This window comes from Sulfitobacter sp. KMM 9851, assembly GCF_057178245.1.
This window is the reverse complement of record NZ_CM169991.1, coordinates 609820-623038: the sequence shown is the minus strand read 5'-3', so window position 1 is coordinate 623038 and position 13219 is coordinate 609820. Positions and strand designations below refer to the sequence as shown.

At 60.3% G+C, this 13219-nt stretch carries 14 protein-coding genes and 1 pseudogene; 13 read left to right on the top strand and 2 right to left on the bottom strand.

Going from position 1 to position 13219, the window contains the following annotated elements:
• Positions 1 to 7 precede the first annotated feature (7 nt).
• From AC1965_RS02975 to rpmE, 6 genes are all read left to right on the top strand, one after another.
• Positions 8 to 241 carry a hypothetical protein gene (locus AC1965_RS02975; protein WP_483885817.1) on the top strand — a complete coding sequence of 78 codons (234 nt, stop codon included), beginning with the start codon at positions 8 to 10 and terminating at the stop codon, positions 239 to 241.
• Positions 241 to 1029 carry a hypothetical protein gene (locus AC1965_RS02970; RefSeq protein WP_483885816.1) on the top strand — a complete coding sequence of 263 codons (789 nt, stop codon included), beginning with the start codon at positions 241 to 243 and terminating at the stop codon, positions 1027 to 1029. The genes AC1965_RS02975 and AC1965_RS02970 overlap by 1 nt, the downstream gene beginning before the upstream one ends.
• Complete coding sequence (gene trmD / locus AC1965_RS02965) at positions 1026 to 1826, top strand: tRNA (guanosine(37)-N1)-methyltransferase TrmD (protein ID WP_483885815.1); 801 nt, start codon at positions 1026 to 1028, stop codon at positions 1824 to 1826. The genes AC1965_RS02970 and trmD overlap by 4 nt, the downstream gene beginning before the upstream one ends.
• Positions 1827 to 1966: 140 nt before the next feature.
• Positions 1967 to 2128: a DUF1328 domain-containing protein gene (locus AC1965_RS02960; RefSeq protein ID WP_483885814.1), complete on the top strand. Its 162-nt coding sequence runs from the start codon at positions 1967 to 1969 to the stop codon at positions 2126 to 2128.
• 263 nt (positions 2129 to 2391) lie between these two features.
• Complete coding sequence (gene rplS, locus AC1965_RS02955; protein WP_483885813.1) at positions 2392 to 2775, top strand: 50S ribosomal protein L19; 384 nt, start codon at positions 2392 to 2394, stop codon at positions 2773 to 2775.
• 11 nt (positions 2776 to 2786) lie between these two features.
• Entirely contained in the window at positions 2787 to 3008 is a 222-nt protein-coding gene (gene rpmE / locus AC1965_RS02950; protein WP_298974744.1) for a 50S ribosomal protein L31, read from the top strand.
• A gap of 73 nt (positions 3009 to 3081) precedes the next feature.
• On the opposite strand, the gene AC1965_RS02945 is transcribed toward rpmE, so the two are convergent.
• On the bottom strand, positions 3082 to 3660 hold the full coding sequence (locus AC1965_RS02945) for a hypothetical protein (RefSeq protein ID WP_483885812.1): 579 nt from the start codon (positions 3658 to 3660) through the stop codon (positions 3082 to 3084).
• A gap of 337 nt (positions 3661 to 3997) precedes the next feature.
• Here AC1965_RS02945 and AC1965_RS02940 point away from each other — a divergent pair, with 337 nt between their 5' ends.
• Entirely contained in the window at positions 3998 to 4807 is an 810-nt protein-coding gene (locus tag AC1965_RS02940) for a division plane positioning ATPase MipZ (protein WP_483885811.1), read from the top strand.
• 152 nt (positions 4808 to 4959) lie between these two features.
• On the opposite strand, the gene AC1965_RS02935 is transcribed toward AC1965_RS02940, so the two are convergent.
• Positions 4960 to 5406, bottom strand: a complete 447-nt coding sequence (locus AC1965_RS02935; RefSeq protein ID WP_483885810.1) for a MarR family winged helix-turn-helix transcriptional regulator — start codon at positions 5404 to 5406, stop codon at positions 4960 to 4962.
• A 69-nt stretch (positions 5407 to 5475) separates the two neighbouring features.
• Here AC1965_RS02935 and hmgA point away from each other — a divergent pair, with 69 nt between their 5' ends.
• The 6 genes and pseudogenes from hmgA to AC1965_RS02905 all read left to right on the top strand — a co-directional run bounded on the left by hmgA (position 5476) and on the right by AC1965_RS02905 (position 13211).
• The gene (gene hmgA, locus AC1965_RS02930; protein ID WP_483885809.1) at positions 5476 to 6837 is read left to right on the top strand and encodes a homogentisate 1,2-dioxygenase; all 1362 of its coding nucleotides are present in this window, start codon (positions 5476 to 5478) and stop codon (positions 6835 to 6837) included.
• 87 nt (positions 6838 to 6924) lie between these two features.
• Positions 6925 to 8177, top strand: a pseudogene (fahA, locus tag AC1965_RS02925) (fumarylacetoacetase).
• 66 nt (positions 8178 to 8243) lie between these two features.
• A complete protein-coding gene (locus AC1965_RS02920; protein WP_483885808.1) occupies positions 8244 to 9197 on the top strand; it encodes an MBL fold metallo-hydrolase in 954 nt (317 codons plus the stop codon).
• 21 nt (positions 9198 to 9218) lie between these two features.
• Positions 9219 to 10829: an FAD-dependent oxidoreductase gene (locus AC1965_RS02915; protein WP_483885807.1), complete on the top strand. Its 1611-nt coding sequence runs from the start codon at positions 9219 to 9221 to the stop codon at positions 10827 to 10829.
• Entirely contained in the window at positions 10826 to 11014 is a 189-nt protein-coding gene (locus AC1965_RS02910; protein ID WP_483885806.1) for a DUF2783 domain-containing protein, read from the top strand. The genes AC1965_RS02915 and AC1965_RS02910 overlap by 4 nt, the downstream gene beginning before the upstream one ends.
• A gap of 520 nt (positions 11015 to 11534) precedes the next feature.
• Positions 11535 to 13211, top strand: coding sequence for an ABC transporter substrate-binding protein (locus AC1965_RS02905; protein ID WP_483885805.1), 1677 nt, complete (start codon positions 11535 to 11537; stop codon positions 13209 to 13211).
• The last annotated feature ends 8 nt before the right edge of the window (positions 13212 to 13219 follow it).

The following is a 13219-nucleotide window of genomic DNA, read 5'->3' as shown; positions in this document are numbered from 1 at the left end:
TGTCGATGTGCAGCAGGTAGCTGTAGAAACTGCAGGCGATAGTCCACTTGGCGCGTTGGACCTGATGTTGAACCACGCCGAAATCCCCGATGCCCTGCGACGCCGCCTTACACCTGCGCCGCGCGCCAACCGAGCACTTTCGGCCACGGCCCTGTCCGATCTGCTGGCGATCAACCTCTCTGCCATCAGCGACGATGACGCGGCCCGCGCGCGTAAGGCGATCAACCGAGGACGCCGCTGATGCCACGCCGGATCGTCCTACACCCCGGTTTCCACAAGACCGGCACCAGCAGCATCCAGCACCTGCTCCGCGAAAACCGTGTGGCGCTGAAACCCTTTGCGGCGCTGCGCCTGCATTGGCAGCTCAGGGAGCTGGTCCAGGCCACCCGGGGCTATTCCACATGGCGCGATCCGCTGACGCTGATCAAGGTGCAGGATCGTTTTGAAACACTGCTCGACGGCGTGCCGGGCATGCCCCGCCGCACGCTGATCATCTCGTCCGAAGAACTGTCTGGCCATATGCCGGGGCGCGGTGATCTGGCCGATTATTCCGCCGCACCGGTTTTGCTTTATGCCATGTGGGAAATTCTGCACCGCCGCTATCCACAGGCCGAAATCGTGATCCATCTGTCCACCCGCGCGCCGGATGACTGGTTGACGTCAGCCTATTGGGAACATGTCAAAGCCTCGTCGATGACGCTGGACCTAGACGCCTTTGTCGAACGCTATCACGCAGCGGCCGCACTGGACGAAATGGTGGCCGAGATTGCCAGCCGCGTGCCCTGCCCGGTGCATCACAGCGCGCTTGACGACAGCTGCGGTCTGCCGCTTGGCCCCGCGTCGCCATTGCTTGACCTTTGCGGCGTGCCAGACGATGTGCTGGCCGGGATGACTGTTCCGCCACCTGCGAACACGCGACTGCCCGCCGACGTCCTGCTGGCCCTGCTGGACGCCAACCGCAATCTGGGCGACCCCGACACCCGCCGTGCCGCCAAGGCGGACATCCTAAAACAGGCAAGACCGACATGAATTCACCTCGCTCCCACGGCCGCCAAAGCGTGAAGGCCACGCTGCAACCGCGCGAGTTGATGCGCGACAACCCCGATTACGCCGATGTCTGGCAGGCGCGCATCGTGACCCTGTTTCCTGAACTTTTTCCCGGGGTGCTGGGCGCCAGCCTGACCGGCAAGGCGCTGCAGGACGGGCGCTGGCAGTTGCACACCCATGATTTGCGCGGCTTTGGCATCGGCAAGCACCGCAACGTCGATGACACCCCAGCGGGAGGTGGTGCCGGCATGGTCATGCGCGCCGATGTGGTTGGCCCCGCGTTGGCCGAAGCGCAGGGCCATGCATCGCGCCATGGCCGCTGGCCGATCCTGTATATGTCGCCACGCGGACAGCGGTTTGATCAGGCCATGGCCCGCGATCTGGCGGACTGCGCTGGGGTGACAATGCTCTGTGGACGATTTGAGGGTGTGGACGAGCGCGTGATCGAGCATTTCGGCATCACCGAGGTCTCCTTGGGTGATTTTGTCATGACGGGTGGCGAATTGGCGGCGCAGGCAATGATCGACGCCACCGTGCGTCTGCTGCCCGGTGTGCTGGGCAATGCCGACAGTATCGAGGAAGAAAGCCACGCCAGTGGCCTGCTCGAACACCCGCAGTATACCCGCCCCGCCGTGTGGGAAGGCCGCGAGATACCCCCGGTTCTAATGTCGGGCAACCACGGCGAGATCGCCAAGTGGCGCCAGGCCGAGGCCGAGCGGATCACCCAGGAACGCAGACCTGACATGTGGGCGGCGCGGCAGGGCGGCGGGCAGGATTGAACGCTGCTGACACCACCCGGACGATGGGCCGGATAGGTATTTAGGACTCAGAAAAGCGGACGTAAAAGCATGGTTTCTGTGCCTCTGGAACCGGCAGGCGGCACAGGGCGTTGGTCTCTCACATTTTTGGGAGAAGAAACATGCTACAGATTATTCTTGTTCTGCTGATCGTTGGTGCGGTGGCTGCCTTGTTGGGCTTTGGCCGCGTTTCCGGTGCCGCCCTGACGGGTGCAAAGTTCCTGATCGGCGTGGTGCTGGTGTTGTTCTTGCTGGTGGTTCTGGGCATTATCGCGCTGGCCTGATTGTGGCCTAATTTTTTTGGCCTAATTTCGGACTTGGGGGCAGGCAATCTGCCCCCTTGATCCCACGGCACAAGCCCCCTATACCCCGGCCAACTGGAATCGCTTTGTGGCGGCTCCGGTGTTTTGCGTTTTTGACGCAAGGCTATAAGTAATGTCGATGATACCTCCGGCGGGCCACATACGTGTCGTCCCGATAGAACCCGAAGCTCTGGGTCGCGTCATAATTTCGTGGAATACCGCGAACATCATAGGAGATAGGTCAGATGAACCTGATCGCAGAGATCGAGGCGGAACAAATCGCCGAACTGGGCAAAGAAATCCCAGATTTCCGTGCCGGTGACACCATTCGCGTTGGCTTTAAAGTCACCGAAGGCACCCGCACCCGTGTACAGAACTACGAAGGTGTGTGCATCGCGCGCAACAACGGCAAAGGCATCGCCGGGTCGTTCACCGTACGCAAGATTTCCTTTGGCGAAGGCGTGGAACGTGTGTTCCCACTGCACTCGACAAACATCGACAGCATCACAGTTGTCCGCCGTGGCCGTGTGCGCCGCGCGAAACTGTACTACCTGCGCAGCCGTCGCGGCAAATCCGCACGGATTGTCGAAAACGCTCACTACAAGCCGCTTTCCGGCGCGAACGCATAAAGGACAGGTCGATGAAAGCCGATACACATCCAGAATACCACACGATCAACGTCAAGATGACCGACGGCACGATCGTGGAAATGAAATCGACCTGGGGCAAGGAAGGCGACCAACTGTCGCTCGACATCGACCCCTCTGTGCACCCCGCGTGGACCGGCGGCACCAGCCGTTTGATGGACACCGGCGGCCGCGTGTCGAAGTTCAAGAACAAATACGCCGGTCTGGGCTTCTAAGCACCCCGACCCTGCAGGTATTGAAAGGCGCGGCCCCTCAACGGGTCGCGCCTTTTGTGTTATGCGCTACGGCTCAGTGCGCATCTTGGCGCGACGTGCCATAATCGGTCCGGTAAGATGCTAATGCGCCGTAGGCGATCAGGACATATGACATCAGTTCAAGCCCTTCCTGGATCGCGGATTTGAGCGTCGGGTGGTAGGCGTCGCCCATCACGCCCTGCCATAACGAGCCCGTGCCAAACAGCCGGCTGAACACCACCAACAGGATGACGCCGACAAAAACATAGGTCGACTGCCGCGTTTCGGCGTGGGCCAGGAACGCAGGCAACACGCGGTGCCGATGCAGCCAGGCAATGCCAATACCTGTCAGCAGAACCGCCGTCGCCGGTACCTGCCAGAACCCATGTACGATCATGTCAAAAACCGCGTCATTCTCGCGCAGGAACATCCAGCCAAACAGCCCCGCTACCAGCGCAAGGTAGCCGCGCGACGACGCAATCCGTGCCGCCGACCAGCCAAAGGCAAGCGCCGACAGGCCGATCAGCATTCCCTGCAACAGCTCCGTCAGTGAATGTTCCGACATATGGACGCCCAATACCGTCGTGTCCAGCAACACCACAACCGGCACCGCGGCGAGGGCAAGCACCAGCATCAAGGCTTCCGTCAGAAGGGCCAGAACCCTGCGCCCAGTGGTACTGAGCCCGGGCGCGCCGGAGGTGTGCGAGGATGAGAGTGGGGTCAGGGGTGTCGCCATGAACGGCCAAATGCTCCGATATCTAAGTCGTGTAGCTTGTGTGCCACGGTGACGGACTAACGGATTGACCGCGCGCAAAGTTCCCCATATCGGCGCTGCGCAGGACACTATTTGGTTACATTTGACACCTGCATTGCAGCGGCAAGGCCGGTACCACTTCCCAAAGCTGCCAACCCCACATATAGTGGTTATCAACAATATCCTGCATGAACAGCAGGGACGAAGGGACAGCAGTATGGCGCATATTATCGTCGTCGGAAACGAAAAGGGCGGGGCGGGTAAATCAACTGTCTCGATGCATGTGGCGACGGCACTGGCGCGTCTGGGCCACAGGGTCAGCGGGCTCGACCTTGATCTGCGCCAGCGCACTTTCGGGCGCTATGTCGAGAACCGGCAGGGCTTTCTAAAAGATGCGGGCCTGTCGCTGGCCAGCCCAAGCCTGTGCGAATTGCCAGACGTCGAAGCGGGCAGCCTGCGGCCTGGCGAAAACATCTATGATCACCGACTTAGTGCTGCCGTGGCCTCGCTTGAGGCTCACAACGACTTCATCCTGATCGACTGTCCCGGCTCGCATACCCGGCTGAGCCAGGTTGCCCACTCGTTGGCAGACACGCTGATCACACCGCTGAACGACAGTTTCATCGACTTTGACCTGCTTGCCCATACCGATTCCAGCGGTGACAAGATCACCGGTCCGTCAGTCTATTCCGAGATGGTCTGGAACGCGCGCCAGTTGCGTGCGCAGGCCGGGCTGTCTGCAATCGACTGGGTTGTCGTGCGCAACCGTATGGGTGCGCAGCGCATGGTCAACAAGGAAAAGATGGAGCGCGCGATTGAGAACCTCAGCAAACGCATCGGTTTCCGAATTGCGCCGGGGTTCAACGAACGCGTCATCTTCCGCGAGCTATTCCCGCGCGGGCTGACCTTACTCGATCTCAAGGATATTGGCGTCAAACAGCTAAATATCTCGAATATCGCCGCACGTCAGGAGTTGCGCGATCTGATCAAGGCATTGAACCTGCCCGGCGTAACGGCAGATTTCTAAAGGCCCATCAAATGGCCGTGCCCAGAGCAGCAAAACCAGCGCGGCGGTGAGATGGCCAACGCCGCTGGCACCGCCGATAGGTCGGCAATAAGGGTTATCGAAAGGCCTTTGATTTGGTCTTATATCGGGGCATCGGTGGCGGGATTCACAGCCTAAGCAAACGGCACAGGCCCCATCGACTTTAGTTTTTGCAAAGCGCGTCGCAGCGCGGCCTCTTCGGCGGGGTCAAGCGCGTCTGTCAGCGCTGCGTCATAGCGGCGTGCGACGGCACGCAGGTCGTCATAGGCCGCGCGGCCCCGCGCCGTCAGCGTCAGATGCTCCACCCTTCGATCCCCATCGTCACGCGCACGGGTCACAAACCGCCGCTCGTTCAACCGATACACCGCCCGGCTGATCTTGGTCTTGTGCATTTTGGCCCGCGTCGCGATATCGCTCGCCGTCAGCTGGCCATATAGTCCCAGATGAAACAGCACCCGCCATTCCGTGCGCAGCATCCCATAGCGGTCTTTATAAATCCGCTGAAACTCTAACGAAGACGCCTCCGCCGCCTGGTTCAGCAAGTACGGCAGAAAACTCTCTAGATCGAAATCGTCATTCATCAGGTCAGACCGGTTGTTAGTTACAAAAACAACTATTACAGATGCAACAGATTCTGCAAGGGGGCCACCATGAACCGTCAGACCAAACCGACCGCGATGACAACAGCCGCCACATCCATGGGCACACACCCCGGCTATATGCCCGGTTTCGGCAATGATTTCGAAACCGAAGCCCTGCCCGGTGCGCTGCCGCAGGGCATGAACAGCCCGCAAAAATGCAATTACGGGCTTTATGGTGAACAGCTCTCTGGCACGGCATTTACCGCCCCAAGCCATGCGAATGAACGTACTTGGTGTTACCGCATCCGCCCGTCGGTGAAACATTCGCACCGCTATGAAAAGATTGATCTGCCCTACTGGAAATCCGCGCCCCACATCCCAGAAGACGTCACCAGCTTGGGACAATACCGCTGGGACCCGGTCCCGCATTCCGGCGAAAACCTCACTTGGCTCACCGGCATGCGCACCATGACCACGGCGGGTGATGTGAACACCCAGGTCGGCATGGCCAGCCACATCTATCTGGTCACCGACAGCATGGTAGACAGTTACTTCTACTCCGCCGATTCCGAATTGTTGATCGTCCCCCAGGAAGGCCGACTGCGCTTTTGCACGGAATTGGGTGTGATTGATCTAGCCCCACAGGAAATCGCGATCATCCCGCGCGGGTTGGTCTATCGTGTCGAAGTTGTCGAAGGCCCCGCGCGCGGCTTTGTCTGTGAAAACTACGGCCAGAAATTCCACCTGCCCGGTCGCGGCCCGATCGGGGCCAACTGCATGGCCAACCGCCGCGATTTCAAAACCCCCGTGGCCGCGTTTGAGGACCGCGAGGTGCCTTCGACCGTCACGATCAAATGGTGCGGCCAATTCCACGAAACCCACATCGGCCACTCACCGCTGGATGTGGTCGCATGGCACGGCAACTACTGCCCGGTGAAATATGACCTGACCACCTATTGCCCCGTCGGGTCGATCCTGTTTGATCACCCCGATCCGTCGATCTTTACCGTGCTTACCGCCCCGTCGGGGGTTGAGGGCACCGCGAATATCGACTTTGTGCTCTTCCGCGAACGCTGGATGGTCGCCGAAGACACCTTCCGCCCGCCGTGGTATCACAAGAACATCATGTCAGAGCTGATGGGCAATATTTACGGTCAATACGATGCCAAGCCCAAGGGCTTCATCCCCGGTGGCATGTCGCTGCACAATATGATGCTGCCGCACGGGCCCGACCGGAACGCCTTTGAAGGGGCCTCGAACGCCGATCTGCAACCGCACAAGCTCGACAATACCATGTCCTTCATGTTCGAAACCCGCTTCCCGCAGCACCTCACGGAATTCGCCGCAAAAGAGGCCCCGTTACAGGACGATTACATCGACTGTTGGGAAAGCCTTGAAAAGAAATTCGACGGTACCCCCGGCAAAAAGTGACCCCCGCATCATTGCGAAGGTGCAGCATCCCTGCACCTTGCCTAAGATGGGCGCAAAGCCCACCGTCCCGATACAGAAAGAACATACATGACCCTGATGACCTCCTGGGTGGAAAGCGCCAATTCAGCCGCCACCGATTTCCCGCTCAACAATCTGCCCTACGGCGTGTTTTCCACCAACAGCCTTGAACCACGCTGCGGCGTCGCCATCGGTGACATGATCCTCGATATGGTCGCGATGGAAGAAGAAGACCTGATCCTGCTGCATTTTGAACCGGTCTTTGACGTGCCTTACTGGAACGACGTGATGGATCTCGGGCCTGACGCCTGGGCCACTCTGCGCGCGCGGCTGTTCGAACTGCTCAGCGCGACCAGCCCCGATCAGGCAAAGGTCGCACCGCATCTGATACCGATGGCTGACGTGCGCCTGCACATACCGATGGTTGTGTCGGAATATACCGATTTCTACGCCGGGCGGCACCACGCCACCAACGTCGGCACCATGTTCCGCGGGGCCGAAAACGCCCTGCCACCGAACTGGCTGCACATACCCATCGGCTACAACGGCCGCGCCTCCACCGTGGTTGTCTCTGGCACCGACATCACCCGCCCCAATGGACAGCTCAAGGCGCCGGACGCCGATATGCCGCATTTCGGCCCCTGCAAACGGCTCGATATCGAATTGGAAATGGGCGCGATTGTTGGCACCTCCACCGATATGGGCCAACCTGTCAGCGTGGCGCAGGCGGACGAGATGATCTTTGGCTACGTGCTGCTGAACGACTGGTCGGCACGCGACATTCAGGCATGGGAATATCAGCCGCTTGGCCCCTTTCAGGCCAAAGCCTTTGCCACCTCGATCAGCCCGTGGATCGTGACGCGCGCCGCACTTGAACCGTTCCGTACGTCGACCCCCACGCGCGAACATGAATTGTTGCCTTACCTCAAGGAGGAAAAGCCGGGATTGTACGACATCAACCTGTCGGTAATCATCCAGCCCCAAGGCGGTGACCAAGAGGTCATCGCGCGCACCAACTACAGCGAAATGTACTACTCCGCCGCGCAGCAACTCACCCACCACGCCTCCTCCGGCTGCGCCATGAACGCAGGGGATCTCTGGGCTCCGGCACCATCTCCGGCCCCGAAAAATCGCAACGCGGCAGCCTCTTGGAGCTCAGCTGGGGCGGCAAGGAACCGATCACCCTCGCCGACGGCTCCACCCGCAGCTTTATCGAGGACGGCGACACCATGATCCTCACCGGCCACGCCCAGGGCGATGGCTACCGCATCGGCTTTGGCGCCTGTAGCGGCACCATCCAACCGGCGGTCAAATTCCCCTGATTTCAATGTTCCCCAAATATGCCCCACCGCCCCCGCACCTAGCGCGACGTTGACAAAGGATCCCCCATGGCCAAGAAATTCGCCTCCCAAGATGACATGACCGAAAAGAAAATCTCCTTCACCGAAGTGGGCGATGGCCTCTACGCCTTCACCGCCGAAGGAGATCCAAACTCTGGCGTGATCATCGGCGATGACAGCGTGATGATCATCGAAGCCCAAGCCACCCCACGACTGGCCAACAAGGTCATCGAATGTGTACGGTCGGTCACCGACAAACCGATTAGCCACGTGGTGCTTACCCACTATCACGCCGTGCGCGTGCTGGGCGCATCGGCCTTTGGTGCGACCCAAATCATCATGTCCGAAAAGGCCCGCGCCATGGTTGTTGAGCGCGGCCAAGAGGATTGGGACAGCGAATTTCAACGCTTCCCCCGTCTGTTTGAAGGCCACGAATCCATCCCCGGCCTGACCTACCCCACCACCACCTTCAATGACCGCATGACAGTGTATCTGGGCAACCGCCGCGTCGACATCATGCACCTTGGCCGCGCCCATACGGCGGGCGATGCGGTGGTCTATGTGCCCGATCAGAACGTTATGTTCACCGGTGACATCGTTGAATACCACTCCGCCTGCTATTGCGGGGATGGCCATTTTCACGATTGGCCCGGCACGCTGGACCGTATCCGAAACTTCAATCTCGATGCCATCGCGCCGGGGCGCGGTGATGCGCTGGTGGGACGCGATATGGTCAACGCCGCCATCGACAACACCAAGGATTTCGTGCGCTCGACCTACAGCCCGGCGGCCCGCGTTGCCCTGCGCGGCGGTACGCTCAAGGAAGCATGGGATGCCGTGCGCGCCGAATGTGACCCCAAATTCGGTGATTACGCGATCTACGAACACTGCCTGCCCTTCAACGTCGCCCGCGCCTATGACGAAGCCCGCGACATCGACACCCCGCGCATCTGGACCGCAGAGCGCGACATCGCAATGTGGGACGCGCTGCAAAGCGACTGACACCAGCAAGGGACGTCACCCATGGCCTATGATTACGCCCCGTTCCCCTACACCCCGCCACCCGGCCTGACAGCGCCCGAACCGCGTCATCCGGTGGTGATCGTGGGCGCGGGGCCCATCGGGTTGGCCATGGCGGTGGACCTGGCCCTGCGCGGCATCAAATCTGTGGTGCTGGACGACAACAACGTGGTGTCCGTCGGATCGCGCGCGATCTGCTGGTCCAAACGCACACTCGAAATCTTTGACCGTCTCGGGGTCGGGGACCGGATGCTCGCCAAAGGCGTCACATGGCAAGTTGGGCGGCAATTCTTTGGCGCCAACGAAGTCTATAGCTTTGATCTGCTGCCCGAACCCGGCCACAAATACCCCGCCTTCGTGAACCTGCAACAATACTACGTCGAACAATACCTCGTTGAACGCGCCCACGACTTTCCCGATCTCATCGATCTGCGTTTTCTCAACAAGGTCACGGATCACACAGACCACGGCGATCACGTGACCCTCACCATCGACACCCCAGACGGCACCTACACACTCGAATCCGAATGGTATCTCGCCTGTGACGGTGCCGCCTCTGCCACCCGCACCCGGATGGAATTGCCGTTCGAAGGCCAGACATTCGACGAACATTTCCTGATCGTCGATGTGGAAATGCAAACCTCGCCCTTTGGTAACCATGACACGCCCGAACGCTGGTTCTGGTTCGCGCCGCCCTTCCACGCCGGCCAATCTGCGCTGCTGCACAAGCAGCCCGACAACATCTACCGGATCGACCTGCAGCTCGGCCCCGACACCGACCCAAAGCTTGAGGCAACCGAGGAAAAAGTCATCCCGCGCCTGCGCGCCATGCTGGGCGATGCTGAATTTCGCCTCGACTGGATGAGCGTGTATAAATTCCGCTGCGCCAAACTTGATCGTTTCATCCACAACCGCGTAATCTTTGTCGGCGACAGCGCCCATGTGGTCAGCCCCTTTGGCGCGCGCGGCGGCAATGGCGGCATTCAGGATGTCGACAATCTGGGCTGGAAACTTGCCGCGCTGCTGCACGGCAATGCCGCACCCGGCCTGATCGAAACCTACACCGCAGAACGCAGCCGCGCTTCGGCTGAAAACATCCTCAATTCCTCCCGCGCCACCAATTTCATGACCCCAAAATCCCCCATGGAGGCACTGTTCCGGGACGAGGTGCTGCACCTTGCGACCAAACACCCCTTCGCGCGCAAACTGATCAATTCGGGCCGCCTGTCGCAGCCCTGCGCTCTGAACGGCGAGGCGCTGCAAACCCCTGGTAACGCACCATTGCCCCCCGGCAGCGCCTTGCTTGATGCCCCTCTCACCGGCCCGATGGGCGACACCTGGCTGATCCACGAGGCGCAGGGGCAATTTACCCTGCTGGGGCTGGGCGATGCCCCCCTGCCAGCAGTCAAGGACGTCGCGCGTATTGGCATTGGTCACAGCCACGCCGACTATCCCTGTTTCAACGACACGACAGGCCACGCCCGCGCGCGCTACGGCACCGATTACCTGTACCTGCTGCGCCCCGACGGCCATGTCTGCGCCGCGTTTGAACACCCGGCCGACACTGCCGCCATCACGGCGGCCCTGACGCGCGCAAAAGGACCCCGGCCATGATCCTCGACGACAATCTGGGCCCCGATGGCGATGCGTTTTACAATGCCCTGATGGACGCCCACAGCGGCCTGACCGATGCGCAAAGCCATGCACTCAACGCGCGCTTGGTGTTGATACTCGCCAATGACATCGGCGACCTGCCCCGCCTGATGACCCTGCTGCAAGCCGCGCAGCCACAGGCGTAAACCGCCGCCAAGGGAACGCCAGGGGGGATTCGTGCAACAGGCCAAAATACTGCCGATAGCGTGCGAGGTGGCACGAATGCCCAACCGTCTCTTCAATGCAGCCTCGGCCAGCGGCAGTTAGCCAAAACCGTTTCCGCACGTCCCCTCATGCCGCCCGATCCGCGCAAAAAGACGCGGCGCGATCTACGCCCGATAGTTTGTCAGCGACATCTACGGGCCCAAAGATGGCGCTGCCGGGAAAACCCTGCCTGCAAGGCCCGAAAGCGGCACCTGTCACAAAACCGACAAGTCCCCCCGATACCTTTCAAAACAACCGCTTGCCGGTCCCCGCTGGCGACCTAGTTCCTTGGACAACTTACGGTGATGGGCTTGACGCAACGCACCGGAGTGTTTGACTATCGCAGTGCACCCGTTCGGGAGTGCCAAAAGCAGGACAACTGCAACACCTGAAGCCGCGCACATCTGGCGGCGTTTCGCATGGCAGCCCCCCGGGCCGTCCATGACAACAGAGAGGAAGATCATGAAATTTCTGACACGCACCGGTAAACCGCTGCCACAGTCCGTTCTGGATTCTGCCGAAAGCGCGAAAAAGAGCCCCGTCAACCGCCGCGAATTCCTGGCGATCGCTTCAGCCTTTGGCGCGACATCCGCCACCGCCTACGCGATGCTTGGCATGGCGACCCCAGCCCGCGCCGACGCCCACGCCAATATGAAGCAAGGCGGCACCGTCCGCATGCAGATGCTGTTGAAACCGCTCAAGGACCCACGCACCTATGACTGGTCCGAGATGGGCAACGTATCGCGCGGGTGGCTGGAATATCTGGCCATCTGGGAAAATGACGGCACATTCACCCCCGCCCTGCTGGAAAGCTGGGAAATCAACGACGACGCCACCGAATACACGCTGAATGTCCGCAAGGGCGTCACGTGGAATGACGGGTCTGACTTCACCGCCAATGATGTTGCCCGCAACATCGAAGGCTGGTGCGACAAGTCGGTCGAGGGCAACTCCATGGCTGGCCGTTTCGCGTCGTTGATCGACGAAGGCACGGGCAAGGCCATCGAGGGCGCCATTCAGGTCGTCGACGATCATACCGTCAAGCTAACGCTTCCGGTCTCTGACATCACGCTGATCCCCGGCATGGCCGACTATCCCGCCGCAATTGTGCCAGAAGGATTTAACGCCGACACCATGTTCGACAATCCCGTCGGCACCGGCGCCTACCTGCCCGAAAGCTTTGAGGTCGGTGTGAAATGCGTTCTGGTAAAGAACGAGGATCACACCTGGTGGGGCACCGAAGTTTACGGCGGGCCTTACATCGACCGGCTTGAATACATCGACTACGGCACCGACCCCTCCGCATGGATCGCTGCCGCCGAGGCCGAAGAGGTCGACGCCTTCTATTCCATGGAGGGCGAATACGTCGACGTCATGAGCACGCTGGACGGATGGAACGAAAACAACATTGCCACCGCAGCAACCGTTGTGATCCGCCCCAACCAGCTGGCCGAAGTCGATGGCAAGAAACCCTACGAAGACGCCCGCGTGCGTCGGGCCATTGCGATGGCTGTCGACAACGAAGTATTGCTCGAGCTTGGCTATGGCGGACGCGGACTTGTGGCGCAAAACCACCACGTCGGCCCAATGCACCCCGAGTACGCCGAGATTGAACCGCTCAAGGCTGATCCGGCAGCGGCCAAAGCCCTGATGGACGAAGCAGGCTTTGGCGATTTCGAGCATGAGCTGATTTCGATCGACGATGCCTGGCTCAAGGACACCAACGATGCGGTCGCGGCACAGTTGCGCGATGCAGGCATCAAGGTAAAGCGGACGATCCTGCCCGGCTCGACCTTCTGGAACGACTGGACAAAATATCCCTTCTCCTCGACCAACTGGAACGCGCGCCCCTTGGGCGTCCAGATCTGGGCACTGGCCTATCGCTCGGGCGAAGCATGGAACGAATTTGGCTATTCCAACGCCGAGTTCGACGCCCTGCTGACCCAAGCGTTGGCCACCGCCGACGTGGAAAAACGCCGCGCGCTGATGGCGAAGGGCGAAAAGATGCTGCAAGACGATGGCGTCACGATCCAGCCTTACTGGCGGTCACTATATAACCACACCAGGCTTGGTCTGGTTGGCGCAGAGCATCACATCGGGTTCGAATACCACCCGGCCCGGATGGCATGGACTGAATGATCGTCTGA

Excerpts from the sequence above, each read along its gene's own strand:
- AC1965_RS02970 (WP_483885816.1), top strand. The coding sequence starts at position 241 with ATGCCACGCCGGATCGTCCTACACCCCGGTTTCCACAAGACCGGCACC.
- trmD (WP_483885815.1), top strand. The coding sequence starts at position 1,026 with ATGAATTCACCTCGCTCCCACGGCCGCCAAAGCGTGAAGGCCACGCTG.
- AC1965_RS02960 (WP_483885814.1), top strand. The coding sequence starts at position 1,967 with ATGCTACAGATTATTCTTGTTCTGCTGATCGTTGGTGCGGTGGCTGCC.
- rplS (WP_483885813.1), top strand. The coding sequence starts at position 2,392 with ATGAACCTGATCGCAGAGATCGAGGCGGAACAAATCGCCGAACTGGGC.
- rpmE (WP_298974744.1), top strand. The coding sequence starts at position 2,787 with ATGAAAGCCGATACACATCCAGAATACCACACGATCAACGTCAAGATG.
- AC1965_RS02945 (WP_483885812.1), bottom strand. The coding sequence starts at position 3,660 with ATGCTGGTGCTTGCCCTCGCCGCGGTGCCGGTTGTGGTGTTGCTGGAC.
- AC1965_RS02940 (WP_483885811.1), top strand. The coding sequence starts at position 3,998 with ATGGCGCATATTATCGTCGTCGGAAACGAAAAGGGCGGGGCGGGTAAA.
- AC1965_RS02935 (WP_483885810.1), bottom strand. The coding sequence starts at position 5,406 with ATGAATGACGATTTCGATCTAGAGAGTTTTCTGCCGTACTTGCTGAAC.
- hmgA (WP_483885809.1), top strand. The coding sequence starts at position 5,476 with ATGAACCGTCAGACCAAACCGACCGCGATGACAACAGCCGCCACATCC.
- AC1965_RS02920 (WP_483885808.1), top strand. The coding sequence starts at position 8,244 with ATGGCCAAGAAATTCGCCTCCCAAGATGACATGACCGAAAAGAAAATC.
- AC1965_RS02915 (WP_483885807.1), top strand. The coding sequence starts at position 9,219 with ATGGCCTATGATTACGCCCCGTTCCCCTACACCCCGCCACCCGGCCTG.
- AC1965_RS02910 (WP_483885806.1), top strand. The coding sequence starts at position 10,826 with ATGATCCTCGACGACAATCTGGGCCCCGATGGCGATGCGTTTTACAAT.
- AC1965_RS02905 (WP_483885805.1), top strand. The coding sequence starts at position 11,535 with ATGAAATTTCTGACACGCACCGGTAAACCGCTGCCACAGTCCGTTCTG.